We start from the raw sequence: 20,985 nt of genomic DNA, 5'->3' as shown, positions 1-20,985 counted from the left end.
AAATCCAGATTTCTATGGTCAAGACCGATCCTATGGATGTTTATCACAATATTCAGCTTGTGCAAACGTTTTACCAAAAGTGGAATTTCCAATAAGATGTAACAATAAAGCGCTTACGAATTTACATATTTTAATGAAGCAAAATATCCTGAATGCCTGAAAGGAGTTTTAATTCTATGTCTCGTTCTTCATCAGTTATGCTAACAACCCGTATACTGCATGCCTTAGCAATCACTGGTCTGGCTGCGGTGCTGCTGGCCGGTTGCAGCAGTACTGAGAGCACAGGCGGAAATCATGCTGCGGGTGTCTCATCGTCACAACCTTCCTCCCCCGTTCACAGTACAGAACCGCAATCAGGGGCAGGGATACAGAACAACAGCGCTGTACAACCTGGCGCTAATCCGAAGGCAGCTGTAGACGAGCAGCCTTCCACCGTATTTTATGAAATATTCGTCCGCTCCTTCTACGATTCAGACGGGGATGGTATCGGTGATCTGCAGGGGATCACGGAGAAACTGGATTATTTGAATGACGGCGACCCGGGGACCCATGAGGATCTCGGTGTAGGAGGAATATGGCTGATGCCGGTTAATCCCTCGCCCAGCTATCACGGGTATGATGTAACCGATTACCGGAGCATTAATCCGGACTATGGAACACTCGAAGATATGCAGACACTGATCAAGGAGGCACATAAACGGGGCATCAAGGTAATTATGGATCTGGTGGTGAACCATACGTCCAAGGCTCATCCCTGGTTTGTGGATTCAGCCAGGAATCCAGGCAGCCCATACCGCAGCTGGTATATCTGGGCCGAAGATCAGAACCGCCCGGTCAGTGGAACCAGTGCTGCCGGCAGCGGCAGTCCGTGGCATGCTCTGCGGGGAAGCCATTATATGGGGACTTTCTGGGAGGGAATGCCTGATCTCAACTTCGATAATCCTGAGGTCCGCCGGGAAATGAAGAGCATCGGAACCTATTGGCTGGAACAAGGCGTCGACGGGTTCCGTCTGGATGCTGCAAAGCATATTTATGAGGATCTTCTTTCGGACAAAAGTACGGCGACAACAGCCAAGAATGTAGCCTGGTGGCAGGAATTCCGCACAGCCATGAACGAGGTGAATCCGCAGGCTTATATCGTGGGTGAGGTCTGGGAGAATTCCGCTGTATCCGTAGGGGCCTATCTAGATCAGGCCTTCAATTCCGGATTTAACTTCGGGCTTGCTGAAACGCTGGTCCATTCGGCTCAAACGGAGAAGGACAGCGGAGCCGCGTTCACCCTGGAACGGACATACAAACTGTATTCTCAAATCTCAGGCGGTGCTTTCACAGATGCGATTTTCCTGACCAATCATGATCAGAACAGGGTCATGAGCCAGCTTGAGAATCAGCCAGATCATGCCGCAATGGCGGCAGCCATGCTGCTGACCCTGCCGGGTAATCCATTTATCTATTATGGGGAAGAGATCGGACTGCTGGGTGTGAAGCCGGATGAAGGCATCCGTGAGCCCATGAAATGGACGCCGGACGGAGGGGATACAGGTCAGACTTCGTGGGAGCCGGGCAGCAATAACGCTGCGAATCCCGGGGCCGATGTAGAGAGCCAGCAAAAGCGCAGGGATTCACTGCTGGTGCGCTACCGCGAGCTTATTCAGCTGCGGGAAGAGGTGCCGGCCCTGCGAGACGGGGACATACGTGATTACCCTTCCGGGAACGGGGGAATTATGGCTTATGAACGGATAACCGCCGGACAGCAGGTCCTTGTTATTCATAACTTAACGGGATCGGCACAGACGATGCAGCTTCATAGCGGAACTGGAGGCATTACATACGCTGGTATCCTCCGGTCAGTTGGCGGCAAGGCTGCACTCGGCAGCGGCGGACTCACGCTTCCTGCTTACACAACAGTTATTCTGGAGTACAAATCGGAGTAGAATGCATGACCCACTCATAAAAGGCGCAGCACAGCTCCGCCTTCGTGAGCGGGGCGGCGATCAGATAGTCCCGCGCGGGCTCGGCGCTCATCCGCAGGAGCCAGCCGCCAGAAGCGTTCTCAAAATATGAAGCCTGCTGAAGGCTCCAGCCGCTGCCGGCACGGGAGCATAACCGCAGTTCTCCGGTCATTTCCGGGCCTAACATAACCTTGGCCAGTTCAGTTGAACTGGCCAAATCACCTGTCTCCTCCCCCAGGTACTCAGCCAGCATACACAAACTGCAGGACCCTGCTTGTTGTTTAATCTCCTCATACCTGCTTCTGGACAGGAAGAGTGCCGGAACAGACACCATGCGGGTCTCTGCATATTCAAAGCAATTAAAAAGATAATAACAGGCCCGCTTCATCTCACTTGGCTCCTTCAATTCATAACCGAAGGGGTCTTCTTCCAGTATACCGGTAACAACTATTTTATCTTTATGTATTTGCATGCATACATCCTGCGAAGATTCGCCTTCCATGTACTTCACCCTGCATATTCCAACTGCACCAGAGACGGTCTGCAGAATATCCGCCACCACTTTACGCTCTGTTTCACCGGGGAACAGAAACTGTGCTAAACAGATTACATCTTGAGTTTTCACATCCATATATCCTTCCCTATTCCCATAAATCTGAAATTTATTGTCAATGAGTGGCTTTCAAAAAACGGTAAAACTATAAAACTTGCAATCTTTATGTTATCATAAGCTAATTTTAAGGTAAAATTAAGAAATGCAGGGTAAGATCAATACCATGAAATACTTTTAGCGAGGTGATTTCAAAATGAGAATGCTCATCACATTTCAGAACAAGCTTGTACCAGTATATTTCACAACAGAAAACAAACAGCCTACCCAAAAAGTACTTCGACTGCTTAACAGCACACTGGAGCTCAAAATTCAAAAGGGAAAAAACGCCCTGCAGAAATGTTTGAATTCTCTGATCAGTATCGAAATTAAAGGCTCAGAAGCTATATTGCACAGTTATAGTGAAAATGATTCACTGGCTTTATCCCTCTATTAATAGAGGGATATTTTTTTGCCGGAATATATGCATGATACAGCCCCGGAGAACACCATACAAAAAAGCACACGCCTGCAGTCCAGGAATGTGCCCTCTTTATATAATGCGTGTTATCTGTATGATCAGGGTATGCTTTACCTCAGCCAATCCTGAGATTCCGTTTCTCTTCTTTCTCTGCCTTTTGAATCCGCAGCTTGAACAACTTCACCAGGTTGCGCCGGGTATGCTCTTCGTGACAGTTGTCCAATTTCTTAATTATGAAACGGTCAATGGACATGTCAATCGCTCCTTTGGAATGGGATCAGAATCCCGTTGTAGGGAGAGGAAATCATTTCCTTGTCTCCTTGTAACACCTATATAACCGGGTCCCGGATGGCTTAAACCAGCCAATATCACTGCTGCAAACAGCTGCGAAATTAGTCTTACTACATATTGACGGTTCTTCTGCGATTGGATTCCTTCAACAGGAGATATGGTATCTGTGCAAAAAACAGCCTGTTTGTGTCGGCAAAATAAAAATTTTATCCGACGGATATTTACAAACAATTTATTAAATGCTATATTATCTATAGTTAATATTAAATATATATTTAAGGAGAAATCATAATGTCTAATGTCCTGTTTATCAAAGCAAATAACCGCCCAGCCGAGCAATCTGTAAGTGTTCAGCTCTATAATGAGTTCCTGGCGAGCTACAAAGAATCTCATCCGCAGGATGAAGTTACTGAACTGGATTTGTTCGCTGAACAACTTCCTTACTACGATAACACGCTGATCACTGGCGTATACAAAGCAGCACAAGGCTTCGAGGCAACTCCTGAAGAAGCTGCCGGCGCCGCTCTTGTTAAGAAATATCTGGACCAGTTCCTGGCCGCTGACAAAGTGGTATTCGCCTTCCCGCTCTGGAACATGACTGTTCCGGCCGTACTGCACACTTACATCGATTACCTGAACCAGGCCGGCACAACCTTCAAGTATACTGCTGAAGGTCCTGTAGGATTGCTGACAGGCAAAAAAGCAGCTGTACTGAACGCCAGAGGCGGCGTGTACTCCGAAGGCCCGGCAGCAAGTGCTGAAATGGCTGTTAACTTCATCATGGGTAACCTGAACTTCTGGGGCTTCAAGGAAACTACACAAGTTATCGTTGAAGGACACAACCAGAACCCGCAGAAATCCGCTGAAATTATCGCTACCGGTCTGCAACTGGCAAAAACTGCAGCTGCATCGTTCTAATCCGCCAGCGTTAAAAGTCCGGTTTCACCTTTAGAGCTCCGCACTTTTTATCAGGCATCTGCTATAACATCAACCGGACTTTTATTTATATATAGCTCCTCCGGTGCATCCTCCGGGACACCCGCCGGACCCTACAGGAAGAGGCCCTGCAGCTGCTACGTCAGCTGCAGGGCCTTTTTTGTGCTCCGCGGAGAGGTTAATACTCTTCCAATACCCGCTGCCAGCTGTTGCCTTTGGCACGCGGAGGTGTGCTTTTGGAGGAAGCAGCTACGGTTTTGCGCTTCTGCTTCACTTCCTTGCTGTTCTGGAACTGCAGTTCCTTCTGCGTCTTGCGGTAATTGAGCAGCCGTTTCTCATCCAGTACACCGCTTGCTACTGCCTCAAGCACCGCGCAGCCTTCCTCCCGAACATGGCGGCAGTCACTGAAGCGGCAGTCTGCCGCGAGCGAGCTGATGTCACCGAAGGCCAGATCCAGGCCTCCCTCATCTTCCCACAGCTGAAGCTCACGCATCCCCGGCGTATCCACAATGATGCCGCCGTCCGGCAGGACAAACAGCTCACGGTGTGTGGTCGTATGCCGCCCGCGGCTATCCCCTTCCCGGATATCCTGGGTTAGCTGCAGATTCTGTCCGCTGAGCCAGTTGACCATCGTTGATTTACCGCAGCCGGAGGAACCGGTCAGGGCCACGGTCTGACCGCGGCCGATATAAGGCAGCAGCTCCTCCCGCCCATCGCCGAGCAGCGCGCTGACCGCATGTACAGCTACCCCGGGAGCCGCCCGCTGCATCTCGGCAATTTTATCCGCCGCATCGGCACAGAGATCTGCCTTGGTCAGCAGAATCACCGGATTCGCCCCGCTGTTCCAGGCCATAATCAGATAACGCTCCATCCGCCGTACATTGAAATCATCGTTCAAGGCGCTGACCAGGAACAGGGTATCGACGTTGGAGGCAACGATTTGTTCCTCTTGCGTAACCCCTGCCACCTTGCGCGAAATTACGCTGCGGCGGGGCAGGACGCCATGAATCACGGCATGCTCACCGCCGTCCTGCATGGCCAGAGCCACCCAGTCGCCAACCGCCGGATAATCACCGGACCCTGTCAAGGTATGTCTGAGCTTGCCGGATAACTCTCCCCAGATCTCTCCCGTGCTTGCGATGACCCGGTACTTGCTGCCGAAATCACCGACAATCCGGCCCGGCTCAAGTACCCTGGCCTCGAGCTGCTTCAGCTTCTCTGTCCACTTATTTTTCCATTCTTCATTCCAGCCATACTGTTCTATATTCATTCATTTCCTCCTGGTAATTGTTACGTATTGAGCTTTAAATATTGCCTTTTTGAGTTTTAGGATCAGTCGCCACTGCGGTGGATATTTGGGCTTCCGGCCGCTGTTAGGTTTGGATTTCATGATTTAACACCGTGTTCACGGTGGACATCCAAACCTAAAGGCGAACGCTACCGCTCCTCCAGCCCAAAATCCCCCTCCGTCACTCCTTCTCATTTCTCAAATATTCAATTCTAAACCAATAGCTTCACTAGCCTGCTTAATCATTCACGTGTATTTCCGGGAGTTTGTACCCCTTCCAATCCTTTTAGCACAGCAGCATCTTTTACAGCGTGCAGCATATAATGGCTACTGTTTCAACAAAAAAACCGCCGGAACCCAAAGGTTCCGGCGGCGGAATCCAAACCAAAAGCTGAAGCACTCCCCTCGAACAAAGAAAGCTGCCTCAGGTTTCTGTGCGTGTCGCAGACCAGGATATATTCAAGCGCATGAATATACATCTGGCTATGCACGCAAAAAAGCCGCCGGAACCGATACGGTTCCCGGCGGCTCTAAAAGGCATGTTAGAGCTTACCTGCTAAGCTGGGAATCTTATTCCACAGCCGCTGTTCCCGGAAGACACGTATCCACAACAGTTGCAACTGATCCTGATAACACGGTATAAACTGTCATTTGACATCGTCTCCTTCCGAACTAATATGCTGTTATGATAAACGCGCTGCCAGCTGTTTGTCAACAGGTACTCTTGAATTTTTTAACAAAATCCAATTAAATAATGCCTTCAAGCTCATTCAGCTCATGAATGGTGGCTATCGGCTGCACGTTCAGCGACTCATCCCAGGCATGGTTACGCTTCAGCCAGATGGTATCCATTCCGGCCCGGACTGCCCCCCAGATATCATTCACCGGATGGTCTCCTATGAACAGGGTCTGGTCAGCGGTTGAACCCAGGCGTTCCAAGGCCAGCCGGTAAATCTGCGGGTCCGGTTTGCTGATTCCGACTTCACCGGAAATTACGATAGTACGGAAATAGCGGCGCAGGCCGAGCAGATCAATTTTGCTATATTGAATATCCCTGCTGCCATTCGTTACAAGTCCCAGCGGATAGCGGCCTTGGCAATATTCCAGTGTCGCCACAGCATGCTTCATGATTGCCCCGTGGTGAATATAGGTTTCGTCGTAGTATTTCCGGATGTCCTCTGCCGACCGCTCTGTCTGCCAAGGGAGAACCTCGCTTAGTTCTGCAAAGAAGCCATCCTTATCACGGTAGCCGTCGGCATCTCTGATTATCATATCTTCAACCACCCGGCCGGCTTCATCCTCATTCAGGTGTCCGAGGAAATCCTGTACAAATTTCATACTGAAGCTGCGGAAGGTCTGATCACGGTCCATCAGCGTATTGTCGAGGTCAAACAGTAAGGCTTGTACTTCCTTCATTCTTTCGTTCCCCTTATTTCATCAATTTCAATGATTCCTACACCAGAAATTCATTGTACTATGCACCGGGGAACAAAGAAAAGACCATTCTGTTAAGAAGAACAAACGCTTCTTTCACAGGATGGCCTCTATTTTCAGATCAGGTCCGGGACGCTTAAGATTCAAAATGCTCTGCGCGATGCGTAAGCATCATTTCCTCTTCCGTAATGTAAAGCGGGAACGGCGGCGTTTCCTTGAGATAACGTTCCGTGGAGAGCAGCCGGTAATGAACTTCTGGCAGCCAGGCATCTTCAAGCAGCGGGAGCTTGCCCGTGTCACTGATATAGTTATCTACAGCCGACTGCACCATGTCGAGATAATACGGTACCAGCTTGTCAGCTTCCTCAAAGATTTCAAAGGTTTCGCGGGACATATAGAACTTCTGTTGCGGGACCCCGCCCAAATATCGTTTAAGCCGGTTTAGATCAATACTTTTATCTTCCATAATCAGAGCAGTGCGGTTAATCGGCGCAGGCATATCTTCTTCAAATTGCCTAACAGCCTGCTTGATCTGCGGCAAGGTAACGGTGAGATGAACAGACGGCATATTTTTTTTGGCGCGTTTGAATATCATACTGAAAGTCTCCTTTCGAAGTTTATGTCGGATAACGCTTACAATTCCATTTTATTCGTTATTCAAACATTTAATCAACAGATTCGAACTTGTCACACAAAATCCCCATTTATTAGATCATTATTTGACATTTTCCCAGTGAGTCCACAACTCGGGCGGATTCAGCTCATACTTCTCGTTCTCGCGGTACATGAATTGATGCATAATGAACTCCCGGCGGATCGTCGCATAATCCTCGTGAAACGGCTTGATGAATTCATTGATCTCTTTTTCGGAATAGACTACACCCGGCTCCAGCTTCTCCACCATATACTGCAGGGCGATCAGCTTCTTCTTATACTGTGCGGGAATCTGCCGCAGGCGTCCGTCCTTGGCAAAAAAATTACGCAGCACCGATTCCTTCAGGCTACTCTCCGGCGACTCTTCCTCCATCTCTTCCACCCCCTTGGCAAAAATAAATTTCAGCGAGGCCTCTGAGCCTGCCTGAATAAACTCAGGATTCAGCTTGAAATATACGGTATTCTTGTCTCTGCGCTCCATGATCAGCGCAGCTTCACGCAGTTTGGCGGCATGATGAGTAACAGTGGGCTGTGACAGGTTCAGCTTCTCGGCCAGCGCATGCCCGTGAACCTCGCCTTTGGACAAAAGCAGCAGAATCCGCAGCCGGGTCGGATCGGACAACGCTTTATGGTAAGCAACAATTTTATCTAACTGCATCGGAACACGCTCCTATAGACATTTGAACATTCATAAACGCAGTTGTATGAAAACACTACTTTATCTGCTGCATTGCGTTTAGATATATATCTAATTATATACCTTTTTCAACGTTTGAGCAATGCTCTTGTTACTGGAAACACCGGGGAATGGCAAAAATCTAAAATATAAGGTACCATTTACTGAAAAGAATACTTACCCGAAAGGATGCAGCTATCATGAAAGACGTAATTATTATCGGTGCGGGTCCCTGCGGACTGTCTGCAGCTATAGAATGCCAGCGCCAGGGGCTCTCCAGCCTGATCATTGAAAAGAACTTTATTGTCCATTCTATCTACCTGTATCCGACGAATATGCAGTTCTTCAGTACAACCCCGCTGCTTGAAATCGGAGATGTGCCCTTCACCTCCCCGAACGACAAGCCATACCGCCATGAAGCCCTGGTCTATTACCGCCGCGCTGCCGCGCAGCATGGCCTCGACATCGCCGCCTATGAGGAGGCACTGTCCGTTCTGCCGCAGGAGGATGGCAGCTTCATCGTACATACACGCAACAAGCGCGGAGAAGAGCAGTACCATAGCGCCGCGAATGTAGTCATTTCAACCGGTTATTTCGACCAGCCGAATATGATCGGGATCCCCGGGGAAGAGCTATCCAAAGTAACCCATTATTTCGGTGAAGCCCATCCGTATTCCGGCATGAAGGTTGCCGTCATCGGGGGAAGCAACTCGGCGGTTGATGCCGCTCTGGAGCTCATCCGGGTCGGTGCCAAGGTGGATATGGTCTACCGTGGAAGCAGTATTTCGGAGAATATTAAGCCATGGGTGCGTCCGATTTTTGAGAGCATGGTCCAGAAAGGGAATATTACTCTTCATCTGGAGTCACGGGTAACGGAAATCACCCCGTCTTCTGCAGTGGTCACGGCAGGCAGCGGGGAGACACGCATCCTTGATAATGACTTCGTCCTTGCCATGACCGGCTTCCGTCCGAGCAGAACCCTGTTATCCTCGGCAGGTGTGCTGATGGATGAGTCCCTCGATAAACCTGCCTTCAATCCTTCTACGATGGAGAGCAATATTCCCGGTATCTATGTCGCAGGCGTTATCGCGTCCGGACGGAACGCCAATGAGGTATTCATCGAGAGCGGTCGGGGGCACGGCAAACTGATTGCCGATCATATTATGAGCAAAAGGCTTTCTTAGAGAAGGAGTGCTTCTAAGCTATGGATATGACCTCGTTACTGCTGCTGGGTCTCGCGGCACTGGGGATTATCAGCAGCAATTCTCCGGTCACGATTGCCATGGTCGTTCTGCTGCTGATCCGGGTGCTGGGCCTGCAGCAGGCTTTTCCCTGGCTGGAGAAATACGGGCTTACCGTTGGCATCATCATCCTCACCATCGGAGTGATGACACCGCTGGCCAGCGGTAAAATCTCGCTGCAGACGATCGGGCAATCGTTCCTGCACTGGAAATCGCTGGCCGCAATCGGAATCGGGATTCTCGTTGCCTATCTCGGCGGACGCGGCGCGGTGCTTATGGGCAGCCAGCCGACCATTGTGGCCGGGCTGCTGATTGGAACCGTCATCGGCGTCGCTTTTTTCAAAGGCGTTCCGGTTGGTCCGCTGATTGCGGCAGGTATCCTGTCGCTGCTGATTGGACGGATCTGAACCCCGCCGCAAAGATGAAACAGGCTGCATCTTCACCTAATCGGGTGAGTATGCAGCCTGTTTGTTGTCCTGCCTAATAAGTTGACGCCCTGCTGGCGCTTGGAGACCCTGTTAACCATCCAGCCGCTGCACATTGAACAGGCGTGCATAGCTGCCCTCCAGCGCCATCAGCTGTTCATGGGTTCCGCGTTCAGTAACGGCCCCGTTCTCCAGCACAACAATCTGATCGGCATAGGTTATGGTAGACAGTCTGTGAGCCACAATCAGTGTGGTCCGTTCTGAGGAGAGGGCCTGCAGCGACTGCTGAATCAGATGCTCTGATTCAAGATCCAGCGCCGAGGTGGCTTCGTCCAGAATCAGCACTTTGGGGTCCTTCAGGAATACCCGCGCTATCGCCACTCTCTGCTTCTGGCCTCCGGACAGCTTCACTCCGCGCTCTCCCACCTCCGTATCATAGCCTTCCGGCAGCTGCATGATGAAATCATGCGCATTAGCTGACACCGCCGCTGCAATGACCTCCTGCTCCCCTGCCTGCGGATTGCCGAACAGAATATTATCCCGCACGGAGCCACTGAACAGGAAGTTATCCTGCAGCACCATGCCCACTGCCTTGCGCAGACTCTCCTGAGTCAGCCCTCTGATATCCTGCCCGTCCATCCGCAGGCTGCCTTCACTGATATCGTAGAACCGCGGAATCAGGCTGATCAGCGAGGACTTCCCGCCCCCGCTCATCCCGACAAAAGCCACCGTCTGCCCCGGAGCAATACGCAGATTAATATCGCGCAGCACCCACTCGTTCTCATCGTTATACTTGAACCATACTCCGCTGAATTCAATCTCTCCTGCAGGTGCCAGCAGCGGCTTCGCCCCCGGAGCGTCTACAATATCATAAGGCTCGTTCATCAGCTCCATCACCCGCTCCAGCGAAGCAGAAGCCTGGGTCAGCACAGTCGAGGAATTAATCAGCCGGCGGAGCGGTGCATACATGCGGTCCAGGTACCCGAAGAAAGCTACGAAGGTCCCCAGAGTCAGATTACCCTGGATCACCTGATATCCCCCGTATCCAATGACGAGCAGCGGCGCGATATCCGTCAAGGTGTTGATAATCGCGAAGGTAAAAGCGTTCCAGCGCGTTTGCGCCATCGCTTTTTCCAGAAATCGGCCGTTAATGTCCTTGAACTGCTGCTGGTCCACCCGTTCCATGGTGAAGCTGCGGATCACCGCAATCCCCTGAATCCGTTCATGCAGATAGCCCTGAATAACCGCGAGAGCCTGGGACCGGTCCTTGGTGAGCACCTTAAGCCGCTTATAGAGGGTATTCACAGCAATGCCGTACAACGGCAGAATCGCAATCGAGACCAGCGCCAGCACCGGATTCAGGTAGAACATGAACCCTAGTGCAAAGAGCAGGGTGAACATGTCCAGCCAGACGTTCATCATTCCGACCTCAACCAGATTCTTCGACTGCTCCACATCGTTAATAAATCTGGAGATCGCCTCGCCCACTTTGGTATTCTGGTAATAACGCAGCGACAGGCGCTGCATATGTCCATACAGCTTATTGCGCATATCGAAGAGTATCTTACTTGTAATCAGCTGGGCAAAATACTGGCGGTAATACTCTACCGGACCTCTGATAATCACGAACAGCACAAATGCGCCGCTGAGCACGATCATCAGCTTGGACACCCGGTCAGCAATGGTTAACGCAGGATTGCCCAGCAGATCATCTACTACATACTTCAAAATCATCGGCAGCGTCAGCGGAATACTGAATTTGATCATCCCGATAATTAATGTGAGCACTATCCATTTCATGTAAGGCCGTACGAAGGTATAATAAGATTTCCATTGTTTCACAGCCTCTTACGCCCTTTCCCGTTAATTGGTTTACCCGGACACTGTTGACATTTGCGCTCCGCAGTGTTTTTATAATTTTATTAGTTACGATCGCAGTACCTGAAATCCAGGAGGATAATGATGCCCAGACAATTTGTGACGGAAGCCGTCATGATGGCGATTTACGGCCAGCTTCTCGCACCGCGGAGCCCTGTAGAATATATAGTGCCTTACACTACTATTATGGAATTGTACGAACTACGGGACAGTGATGAGCCGGTGATGAGCCACGCTGACGATGACCAGCATGTGAAGCTGAGAATCCGCGAGCTGATCAACTATTTCGAGGAACCGCTTAATTCCAAGAAGATCAACCGCTGTCTCAATGTCCCGTGGGCCAAAAGCTCCGGCATTCTGCTCGGCGGACAGGCGCAGATTACCATCATCAATAGCCTCGACAACGCTTCCTACGGAGAAACCTTTGATCCAATCGAGACGGAGCTGCTGCTGGCCTCCCAACGTGAGCAGGTACCGATTCTCACCGACCAATTCGAGCTGATTCAGCGTATCATCGAAGGCGGAGTGCCGGTGCAGGTGTTTGATATTGATGATTTCGAGTTCGCGATGGAAGAAGAAACATTCCGCAGCTCACCCTGAAGCTGCAGCAGCTGATGTAGGCAGAATGCCTATCCGCTATGCGTTCTCACGTAAAATCCCTTGCCACTTGGCAAGGGATTTTGACATCTTTCACCGTAACGGGGCCTGCACCATTCCTCACTTCCGGGTTATTCCTTTACGCCTCCGGCGACCGGCACAGGCTCATACTTATACTCGATATCATCCTCAGCCTCCGAATAGACAATCGACAGGCTATACCCCTCCATGTACCACAGATCCTGCTCTTCCATATAGAAAATAAGGCTTCCCTGCTCAAACTGAACAGCGGGACGGCCCGGCGGTTCTGTAGCGATTCCCAGCGAGAATCCGGGATGCAGTCCGCCCCCTGAGCTATACCGGGGAAACAAACGGACATACGCTCCATTCTGGAGGCTCAGCTCTCTCTTGAACCAGGCGGCAGCTTCCGTGCTAATTAACATGTTCATCTCTCCACTCCTCCCGATTAAGTTTATTTTATCATACAGCTTATTCGCAATTTGTTCAAAATTACATTTGACAATCCTTGAAGGGGGATGATAAACTCGGAACATAACGAAGCGTCTTCAAGTTATTACCAAATCAAAGAAAGGGTGAGCGCGGTGTTTACTATTGTTCCAGCATATTTCCTAACTATTGTCGGCAAATCCACACAACTGAATACCGAAGCAGCCCGAGTAATGGATAATTCTTGAGTATCATGCGTGTTACGCGTACCGTATGAATTCAGGCTAAGCAATTCTCTTCCATGTCTCTGTGCTGCGACAAGCACCGTGGACATGATAGTCGTAAATGACAGGCGTATCATCCGTTTTCGGATGGTACGCTTTTTTGCATGCTTTGAGAGAGTTATCCATTGTCCTAAAGCTTCATAATATCCTTACCCAAGCCGGCAAACAACATTCTCAACACGAAAGGAAGGGATTTCCCTTGTTCTCCGTTCTCCGCGATCTCGGCTGGTTCTTCCGCCGGGAAAAAAGGCGCTATGCTATAGGCCTTATACTGCTAATTGTGGTAGGTGTGCTTGAATTGCTGCCTCCCCGTCTCCTCGGTAACGCCATCGACGATATTGTCAGCGGCGCCATTACTGCAGGTTCACTAATGAAATATATAGGCATGATCGTGCTCATGCTGCTGGTAATTTACTGGATCACCTACATATGGATGCACAAGCTGTTCGGAGGTTCAAACCTGGTGGAGCGCCTGCTGCGCTCGCGCTTCATGAATCATCTCATGACGATGACACCGGCCTTCTTCGAGCGCAACCGCACCGGTGATCTGATGGCCCGGGCCACCAATGATATCCGTGCGGTATCAGCTACCGTAGGCTTTGGTATGCTGACCCTCGTCGATTCGACAGTCTATCTGACAGTAGTGCTGTTCGCCATGGGGTTCCTGGTCAGCTGGAAGCTGACACTTGCCGCAGTTATCCCGCTTCCGCTAATCGCGATAGCTATGGTCTTCTACGGCAAAGCCATTCACGACCGCTACAGTCTGGCGCAGGATGCTTTCGGTGACATGAACGATCAGGTGCTCGAATCCGTATCCGGTATCCGCGTTATCCGTGCCTATGTGCAGGAACGCCAGGATGAGAAGCGTTTCTCTGATATCACCGAAGATGTATACCGCAAGAATATGGCCGTAGCCCGGGTCGATGCTTTCTTCGAGCCGACGATCCGCTTTTGCGTAGGCCTCAGTTATATTATTGCACTGACCTACGGAATCTATCTGGTCTTCCGCAATCAGATCACACTTGGAGATCTTGTCTCCTTCAATATGTATCTCGGCATGATTGTCTGGCCGATGTTCGCCATCGGCGAGCTGATTAACATTATGCAGCGCGGCGGCGCCTCGCTGGAGCGGATCGATGAGACACTGCATGCCATACCTGATGTGCAGGATGTTCCTCATCCCACCCCGGTAGAACATCCGTCATCTATTGAACTGAAGGATGTGACCTTCCGGTATCCTACCTCAACTATCGACAACCTGAGTGGAGTCAGCCTCTCCTTGTCGCAGGGCCAGACACTCGGTGTGGTTGGACGGACCGGCAGCGGCAAATCGACCCTGCTGAAGCAGCTGCTGCATGAATATCCGACCGGCCAGGGTGAGATATTGATCTCAGGTGTTCCGATCGGGCAGATTGCTCTGGATCAGCTGCACAGCTGGATGGGGTATGTCCCGCAGGAACAGATTCTGTTCTCCAAATCGGTACGCGAGAACATACAGTTCGGCCATTCGGGAGCCAGCGATGAGCTCATTATGCAGGCTATAACGGCTGCAGCATTCCAAAATGATCTCGGCACCTTGTCCGACGGGCTCGACACGATGGTTGGCGAACGCGGTGTCTCCCTGTCCGGAGGACAGAAGCAGCGGGTCTCAATCTCCAGAGCCTTCATCTCTAATCCGGATATTCTGATTCTGGATGATGCACTGTCTGCTGTTGACGCGCGGACAGAAGCCAAGATCATCGAGAACATCCGTGAAGAGCGCAGCGGTAAAACGACGCTCATCTCCACCCACCGCCTCTCGGCTATTGAACACGCCGATCTGATCGTGGTGCTTGACGGAGGACATATTACGGAGCGGGGTACCCACCAGGAGCTGCTTGAATTGAACGGCTGGTACCGTGAGCAGTTCGACCGTCAGCAGGTTGAGAATAACCTGACGAATGAATAACCCAAAAACAAGTTATAACGTGCATCATATCTATTATAATGTTCTGAAATATAGGAGGTGTCACCGTTGACACAGAGTACAGGCAAACGTCTGCTGCAGTACGCACTGACTGCCAAAAAAACATTCATAGCAGCCCTTCTGCTCCTCACCATCGGGGTAGCGGCTGAGCTGGCGGGGCCTTTCATCGCCAAGAGTATGATTGACAATCACCTGCTCGCGATTGAGAAGCCTTATTTCGAGACTGCTTCGCCTGAAGATGCTGCTGAATATAACAACAACTATTACAAGCGCGGTGACCGGTTTGCCGCAGATGAAGTCAAAGGCCAGGAAATCCGCCTGCTTCAGGCTGGCAGAAGCTTCTATTTCATTAATGAAGCTGTAGCCCAGACCGAAGGCGAACGGAGTTTCTCGGACGGGAACCTGCGCATCCAATATGGCGACCAGGCAACGGTCTATCCGGCCGTCAGACTGTCGGCTGATGACCTGTTTTCATTTTACAAACCGGAGTTCCCCGGGATTTATAAACTAGTCGCTCTATACGCCATGTTCCTCGTTATCTCCATAATTGCGGAGTTCGGCAAAACCTACTGGCTGCAATCATCAGCCAACCAGGTCATCCGCAAGCTGCGGACGGACGTGTATGCGCATATCCAGCGCCTCCCGGTGCATTTCTTCGATAATCTGCCTGCAGGCAAGGTGGTGTCCCGGATCACCAATGATACGGAAGCGGTCAAGGATCTGTTCATTGCTGTATTGTCCAACTTCGCAACAGGGATTATTAATATTACGGGTGTATATGTTGCCCTCTTCCTATTGGACGTGAAGCTGGGTCTTGTCAGCTTGTTCATCGTACCGATTATCATTGTCTGGATTGTGCTCTACCGCAAGATTGCAACGAAATACAATACGATCATCCGCTCACGCCTTAGTGAGATCAATGCCATTATCAATGAATCCATTCAAGGGATGTCCATTATCCGGATCTTCCGCCGCCAGAAGCAGAGTAGTGCGGAATTCGAACAGCTGAATGATGATTATCTGAAATACCAGAACAAAATGCTTAACCTGAATGCCTTCACGTCCCACAACCTGGTGAACTCCCTGCGCAGTCTCTCCTTCGTGCTCGTGCTGTGGTACTTCGGCTTCGGCAGTCTTGACGGTTCAACCTTCGTCTCCCTGGGCGTCCTTTACGCCTTCGTCGATGTACTGGGACGGATGTTCCAGCCGATTACGGGGATGGTCAACCAGTTGGCGAACCTCGACAGCTCGATGGTGTCCGCAGGACGCGTCTTCACACTGATGGATGAGCCTGGAGAGCCGGTAACCGACGGTTCGATGCCGCGTTATAAAGGTGATGTTGTCTTCAAGGATGTATCCTTCGCCTACAAAAAAGACTTCGTCCTGCGCGATATCTCCTTCGAGGCGCGTCCGGGCGAGACTGTCGCTCTGGTCGGTCATACCGGCTCGGGCAAAAGCTCGATCATCAATCTGCTGTTCCGCTTCTATGATCCGCAAGCCGGAAGCATCACTATTGACGGCCAGGAGGTCAAGGATCTGCCGAAACAGTGGCTGCGCAGCCATATGGGCATTGTGCTGCAGGATCCTTACCTCTTCACCGGAACGATTGCCTCGAATGTCAGTCTCGGGGATGAACGCATCAGCCGGGAACGTGTAGAGCGTGCCTTGCGTGAAGTAGGGGCTGACAAATTGCTGTCCCATCTGCCGCAAGGCTTCGACGAACCGGTAATTGAGAAAGGCAGCACATTGTCCGCCGGCCAGCGGCAGCTGATCTCCTTCGCCAGAGCGTTGTCGTTCGATCCGGCGATCCTGATTCTGGATGAAGCGACCTCCAACATCGATACCGAAACGGAGAGCATCATCCAGCAGGCGCTGGAGGTGCTGAAGAAGGGCCGGACCACATTCATCATTGCCCACCGGCTGTCCACCATCCGCAGCGCAGACCAGATTCTGGTGCTGCACCGGGGCGAGATTGTTGAACGGGGCAGCCATGATGAGCTGATGGCGCTGGGCGGACGTTACTTCCGCATGTATCAGCTTCAGCTGGGTGCCGGTGCCGGTAACGGTGCGGAGGCACCGGCCTCAGGCGCTGTCTCCTCTTCTACTTCCGCTGCCGGACTGCGTCCGTCACTGGAGCAGATTTAATCTTTGAGGATCAGCCAGCCTCTCTGCTGTTAACAAGCCCTCCTGATGCTGTAGAAGCTTCAGGGGGTTCTTTCGCTTGAGTTCAGAACATTTGTTCCGTATAATGGAAAGCAATACATACGGATGGGGTGAAGGACTTGATGACCTATAGTCTGAGCAAGCGGCAAGCCCGGCTGTTCCTGCTGCGTCACCAGCGGCTGGTCACGGGAGGACTGAAGGAGGGCAAGATGAGCATCCACGAGTTCGTCCGCCACGTGGGCTGTATCCAATATGATCCGCTCAGCATCGCCGGACATAATCATGAGCTTGTGCTACAGGCCAGACTCCCGGGATTCCGGCCGGAAATGGCCACGGAGCTGCTCTATAAGGACAGGCTGCTGATTGACGGCTGGGACAAGAATATGTCGATCTACTGCACAGAGGACTGGCCTTATTTCCAGAGGCGCAGAGAAGCCGCCGCCAGGCATCAGGACAATGAAGCTATGGCTGCCATGGTCACCCATGTCCGTGAGGAGCTGAACTCGCGGGGTCCGCTCTCTTCGCTCGATCTGGAGAGCAAAGAGAAGATCGACTGGTCCTGGGCTCCGGCGAGACTATCCCGGGCAGCGATGGAGAGCATGTATTTCTGGGGAGAGCTCTCTATTCACCACCGGGTGCATACCCGCCGTTATTATGATTATACGGCTAAGCTGCTGCCGGCCGGACTGCTCAGTGCAAGCGATCCGAATGTAACTATGGATCAGCACCATGACTGGTATGTACTGAGACGGATCGGCAGCATCGGTCTGCAATGGAACAAATCTGGGGACGGCTGGCTCGGAATCTCCGGCCTGAAGAGCAAGGAGCGGACAGCAGCCGTGCAGCGCCTGCTGCTAAGCGATAAGCTCCGCGAGGTACGGGTCGAGGGCATCAAGCTTCCGCTGTATATGCGGACAATAGATGCTCCCGAGCTGGAAGCGGTACTGCAGCTGGAAGACGCCGCTGATACAGGCACTGGCACACAAGAGATTACATTCGCAGCGGCGCTGGCTCCGCTCGACAACCTGCTGTGGGACAGAGAGCTGATCCGCCAGCTGTTTGGCTTCCATTACCGCTGGGAGGTATACAAGCCGGTGCTTGAGCGGGAATACGGTTACTATGTACTTCCCCTTCTATATGGCGACCGCTTTATCGCCCGGCTTGAACCGGTGATGGATAAGAAGAGCGGAATTCTTACCATTGTCCGCTGGTGGTGGGAAACCGGAGAATCGCTTGTTCCGGGCATGCTTCCCGCGCTCGTCAAGGCTCTTACTTCACTTGCCCGATCAACCGGAGCATCCGGTATCCGGTTTGCGCCGGAAACTGTCCAGTCCTGCGGGCTGCAGGAGCTGGAATCCGCGCTGTCCTCTCCACAATAACATCACAACGTAAAGAGACTCCTCTTATCCGCAGGGTTTATCTGCGTAAAGAGTGAGTCTCTTTGGTATGAACTGATAGAATGGCGTTACTTGATATGCTCTTCTTCAAGCCCCAGCTTGCTATACATCTCTGTACAATAGCCCTGCAGCTTAATCTCCAGTCTGCTTGCCTTGTTCTTAAACCGCTTCAATTCGCGGATCATATGGGCCCGTCCCGCCGGAGTGAACGTCTCCTGAATCCGTTCCTTGAAATAATCATGGACAATGTGGTTGCGTTCTTTCCATACTGCCTGAAGCTGGCTCGTTTCTTCCTCCGAGAATGGAAAGTGATGCTGGATTTCTTTGATGAGCTGGCCGAGTGAATTGCTAAGCTTGCGTTGATACAATTCTGATATCTCTGCATCGGTTGGCGTTTTGCCCTGTGACAGCTTGGTCAGCAGCAGCAGATTGGTCAATTGCTGCTCCAGCGCCTGGCAATAATAAACGGCCAGCCCGAAATAAGCAAATAGCTCTTTGGATTGTTCACTCTCCGGTACTTGTGTATCCTTCATCTTTCCTCCCGTTCCTGATCTGTTTATTAGCTCATGTTATTTTGTTATAGTCCATGCGGCCGGAGCGGTAAATGTAGAATCCGGTCAGCAATATTATGTATACGAGCGCGTGGGCATAGGCGCCAAGCAGGGTCGGCACCGGCAGCGTATCCGCATTCATCATTGCATCCATCACCGGAAATACGGGCGGCAGCAGCACCGGGACAACGGGTCCGGGCACCAGCTCAGCAACCTTGCTGGCGCTGATGGACAAAATGATGGTGATCAGCATCAAGCCGGCGGCGTAGCTGGTTCTGGACACCCACGAGGACTGCAGGTACAGGGAGACCGCAATACCCAACATCCCAAGTAGAGCATGTCCGGTAAAAGCAAGCAGGATCCGGTCCAGCCCGGCCGGTTCATTGAAACTCCCGGTCAACACCGGATAGATGACAATGAAGAGGTCCAGCAGCAGGGTGAGCAGACCCAATGTAAGTATACCGCCGATACTGTAGCGGCGGGCACTGCGGAGCTGGACGATAACCACCTGCTTCTGTACCGCATGCTCATGATTCAGAAAGCTTAACCCCAGCCAGCAGCAGGCTACAAATAGAAAGACTGCCGTAGCGGAGTAGCTGTTCATTACAGGATTAGGCTTATAGGAATACAAAATTAACACGGCTATAATAATGCCGGCAACCGGACCGAAATACCGCTGGGAGACACTGTAGCTGCGCAAAAAATATCCGATGAGAGCCTTCACCCGCGTCCACTCCCGTTCTCTTCCTTCGGGTCCATCCACTCTGTTATACCGCTTAAGCCCCCGAGACGTTCAACCGAAACAATTGAACCTCCTGCGGCAAGAATCTGCTGCAGGCAAGTATCCGACATCTTCTGCTCTACAGTCAATCCTGTACAGGCTGCACCTGCAGAATCCGGCACTTGCAGCATATGGAGCACACCAGGCAACGCCATTACCGCTTGTTGTTCCACTGGCGGAAGGTCTGTGTAGACGATATGTACTGACGGCACCGTCCGCAGGTTCTCTGCTCCATGGATTGTCCGGATAATCCGCCCTTCCTGCAGCACATACACGGCATCCGCCAGAGCTTCTACGGTCTGGGGCTCGTGCACGGAGAAGACCAGTGCCGTCCCTTCCGACTTCAGCTCCTGCAGCAGTTCGGTCAGCGTATGCTGCGCCGGAAGATCCAGCCCGGACATAGGCTCGTCCAGCAGCAGAAGCTGCGGACGGATCAGCAGGCTCTGGATCAGATTGACCTTCTGCAGCATGCCCTTGGAGAAGCCTACCAAAGGGTGGCTGCGGGACGCTCCCAGCTTAAAGATATCCAGAAGTTCGCTCACCCGCGATACCGCTGCCGCCCGGGAGAGCCCGGCAATACAGCCCATGTCGTGCAGATAATCTTCTGCTGTTAATTTCAGTCCCGGAAACGCTTCGGGCGCATAACCCGTAGTCAGCCCTTGACGGCCGTATGTAAGTTCACCGGAGGACAGCCTCAGCAGTCCCGCGAGAATGGAGAGCAGTGTACTCTTGCCGGAGCCGTTCCGGCCGATGAGCGCCGTGGCCGTGCCAGGGCGGACAATCATTGATATTTCATGAAGAACCGGGCGGCCTCCATACCGCTTGGCTCCCCGGGTGAGTGTAATAAGCGGCGGTGCATCCGCCGCATCTTCCGGCCTATTAATTCTGTCTGTACTCTGAAGGAACATCCGCTTAAAGCCTCCTTCAATTTACTTTAGGACACAGGCCGCATGG

At 51.7% G+C, this 20,985-nt stretch carries 20 protein-coding genes; 9 read left to right on the top strand and 11 right to left on the bottom strand.

The genetic code is table 11. The features are described 5' to 3' along the window. The first annotated feature begins 197 nt into the window (after positions 1 to 197). A complete protein-coding gene (locus NSU14_RS12120; protein ID WP_340944982.1) occupies positions 198 to 1,934 on the top strand; it encodes an alpha-amylase family glycosyl hydrolase in 1,737 nt (578 codons plus the stop codon). On the opposite strand, the gene NSU14_RS12115 is transcribed toward NSU14_RS12120, so the two are convergent. Beyond that, a complete protein-coding gene (locus tag NSU14_RS12115; protein WP_340944980.1) occupies positions 1,909 to 2,577 on the bottom strand; it encodes a hypothetical protein in 669 nt (222 codons plus the stop codon). The genes NSU14_RS12120 and NSU14_RS12115 overlap by 26 nt on opposite strands. A gap of 181 nt (positions 2,578 to 2,758) precedes the next feature. Between NSU14_RS12115 and NSU14_RS12110 the strand changes: the two genes are divergently transcribed. Continuing rightward, complete coding sequence (locus NSU14_RS12110) at positions 2,759 to 2,998, top strand: hypothetical protein (RefSeq protein ID WP_039310083.1); 240 nt, start codon at positions 2,759 to 2,761, stop codon at positions 2,996 to 2,998. A gap of 139 nt (positions 2,999 to 3,137) precedes the next feature. Here the strand turns inward: NSU14_RS12110 and NSU14_RS12105 are convergent, their stop codons facing one another. Continuing rightward, positions 3,138 to 3,275, bottom strand: coding sequence for a hypothetical protein (locus tag NSU14_RS12105; protein WP_171715981.1), 138 nt, complete (start codon positions 3,273 to 3,275; stop codon positions 3,138 to 3,140). Between the two features lie 329 nt (positions 3,276 to 3,604). On the opposite strand from NSU14_RS12105, the gene NSU14_RS12100 reads away from it, so the two are divergent. Then, positions 3,605 to 4,231: an FMN-dependent NADH-azoreductase gene (locus tag NSU14_RS12100; protein ID WP_039310081.1), complete on the top strand. Its 627-nt coding sequence runs from the start codon at positions 3,605 to 3,607 to the stop codon at positions 4,229 to 4,231. 196 nt (positions 4,232 to 4,427) lie between these two features. On the opposite strand, the gene rsgA is transcribed toward NSU14_RS12100, so the two are convergent. The 4 genes from rsgA to NSU14_RS12080 form a co-directional block, all read right to left on the bottom strand. Then, the gene (gene rsgA, locus NSU14_RS12095; protein ID WP_340944976.1) at positions 4,428 to 5,519 is read right to left on the bottom strand and encodes a ribosome small subunit-dependent GTPase A; all 1,092 of its coding nucleotides are present in this window, start codon (positions 5,517 to 5,519) and stop codon (positions 4,428 to 4,430) included. Between the two features lie 765 nt (positions 5,520 to 6,284). Then, complete coding sequence (locus NSU14_RS12090) at positions 6,285 to 6,953, bottom strand: HAD family hydrolase (RefSeq protein ID WP_042137929.1); 669 nt, start codon at positions 6,951 to 6,953, stop codon at positions 6,285 to 6,287. Positions 6,954 to 7,107: 154 nt separating this feature from the next. After that, positions 7,108 to 7,566 (bottom strand): DUF3939 domain-containing protein, encoded by a 459-nt coding sequence (locus tag NSU14_RS12085; protein WP_039304638.1) that lies wholly within the window; start codon positions 7,564 to 7,566, stop codon positions 7,108 to 7,110. Positions 7,567 to 7,686: 120 nt separating this feature from the next. Then, positions 7,687 to 8,283, bottom strand: a complete 597-nt coding sequence (locus NSU14_RS12080) for a DUF2087 domain-containing protein (protein ID WP_039304641.1) — start codon at positions 8,281 to 8,283, stop codon at positions 7,687 to 7,689. Between the two features lie 218 nt (positions 8,284 to 8,501). Between NSU14_RS12080 and NSU14_RS12075 the strand changes: the two genes are divergently transcribed. Together NSU14_RS12075 and NSU14_RS12070 are read left to right on the top strand one after the other, a co-directional pair. Continuing rightward, entirely contained in the window at positions 8,502 to 9,485 is a 984-nt protein-coding gene (locus NSU14_RS12075; RefSeq protein ID WP_340944971.1) for a YpdA family putative bacillithiol disulfide reductase, read from the top strand. Positions 9,486 to 9,505: 20 nt separating this feature from the next. After that, positions 9,506 to 9,949, top strand: a complete 444-nt coding sequence (locus NSU14_RS12070) for a DUF441 domain-containing protein (RefSeq protein ID WP_042236951.1) — start codon at positions 9,506 to 9,508, stop codon at positions 9,947 to 9,949. A gap of 111 nt (positions 9,950 to 10,060) precedes the next feature. On the opposite strand, the gene NSU14_RS12065 is transcribed toward NSU14_RS12070, so the two are convergent. Beyond that, positions 10,061 to 11,809, bottom strand: coding sequence for an ABC transporter ATP-binding protein (locus NSU14_RS12065; protein ID WP_336101770.1), 1,749 nt, complete (start codon positions 11,807 to 11,809; stop codon positions 10,061 to 10,063). 120 nt (positions 11,810 to 11,929) lie between these two features. Here NSU14_RS12065 and NSU14_RS12060 point away from each other — a divergent pair, with 120 nt between their 5' ends. Then, positions 11,930 to 12,445, top strand: a complete 516-nt coding sequence (locus tag NSU14_RS12060; RefSeq protein ID WP_039304650.1) for a hypothetical protein — start codon at positions 11,930 to 11,932, stop codon at positions 12,443 to 12,445. A gap of 128 nt (positions 12,446 to 12,573) precedes the next feature. Here the strand turns inward: NSU14_RS12060 and NSU14_RS12055 are convergent, their stop codons facing one another. After that, positions 12,574 to 12,891: a HesB/YadR/YfhF family protein gene (locus NSU14_RS12055; protein WP_042137938.1), complete on the bottom strand. Its 318-nt coding sequence runs from the start codon at positions 12,889 to 12,891 to the stop codon at positions 12,574 to 12,576. Positions 12,892 to 13,372: 481 nt separating this feature from the next. Between NSU14_RS12055 and NSU14_RS12050 the strand changes: the two genes are divergently transcribed. The 3 genes from NSU14_RS12050 to NSU14_RS12040 all read left to right on the top strand — a co-directional run bounded on the left by NSU14_RS12050 (position 13,373) and on the right by NSU14_RS12040 (position 18,681). Next, positions 13,373 to 15,121, top strand: coding sequence for an ABC transporter ATP-binding protein (locus NSU14_RS12050; RefSeq protein WP_340944966.1), 1,749 nt, complete (start codon positions 13,373 to 13,375; stop codon positions 15,119 to 15,121). A gap of 66 nt (positions 15,122 to 15,187) precedes the next feature. Further along, positions 15,188 to 17,284: an ABC transporter ATP-binding protein gene (locus NSU14_RS12045; protein WP_340944961.1), complete on the top strand. Its 2,097-nt coding sequence runs from the start codon at positions 15,188 to 15,190 to the stop codon at positions 17,282 to 17,284. 140 nt (positions 17,285 to 17,424) lie between these two features. Then, positions 17,425 to 18,681, top strand: coding sequence for a winged helix-turn-helix domain-containing protein (locus NSU14_RS12040; RefSeq protein WP_340948929.1), 1,257 nt, complete (start codon positions 17,425 to 17,427; stop codon positions 18,679 to 18,681). An 86-nt stretch (positions 18,682 to 18,767) separates the two neighbouring features. Here the strand turns inward: NSU14_RS12040 and NSU14_RS12035 are convergent, their stop codons facing one another. The 3 genes from NSU14_RS12035 to NSU14_RS12025 are packed head-to-tail and all read right to left on the bottom strand — an operon-like array spanning position 18,768 to position 20,939. After that, positions 18,768 to 19,232, bottom strand: a complete 465-nt coding sequence (locus NSU14_RS12035) for a hypothetical protein (RefSeq protein ID WP_042137943.1) — start codon at positions 19,230 to 19,232, stop codon at positions 18,768 to 18,770. Positions 19,233 to 19,263: 31 nt separating this feature from the next. Continuing rightward, the gene (locus NSU14_RS12030) at positions 19,264 to 19,974 is read right to left on the bottom strand and encodes a hypothetical protein (RefSeq protein ID WP_042137944.1); all 711 of its coding nucleotides are present in this window, start codon (positions 19,972 to 19,974) and stop codon (positions 19,264 to 19,266) included. Then, a complete protein-coding gene (locus tag NSU14_RS12025) occupies positions 19,971 to 20,939 on the bottom strand; it encodes an ABC transporter ATP-binding protein (protein WP_340944957.1) in 969 nt (322 codons plus the stop codon). Before NSU14_RS12025 ends, NSU14_RS12030 begins: the two co-directional genes overlap by 4 nt. Positions 20,940 to 20,985: the final 46 nt, after the last annotated feature.

Source organism: Paenibacillus sp. FSL R10-2771, from assembly GCF_038000205.1.
Taxonomy (GTDB): domain Bacteria; phylum Bacillota; class Bacilli; order Paenibacillales; family Paenibacillaceae; genus Paenibacillus_AQ; species Paenibacillus_AQ phytohabitans.
This window is presented reverse-complemented; position numbering and strand designations above follow the sequence as displayed.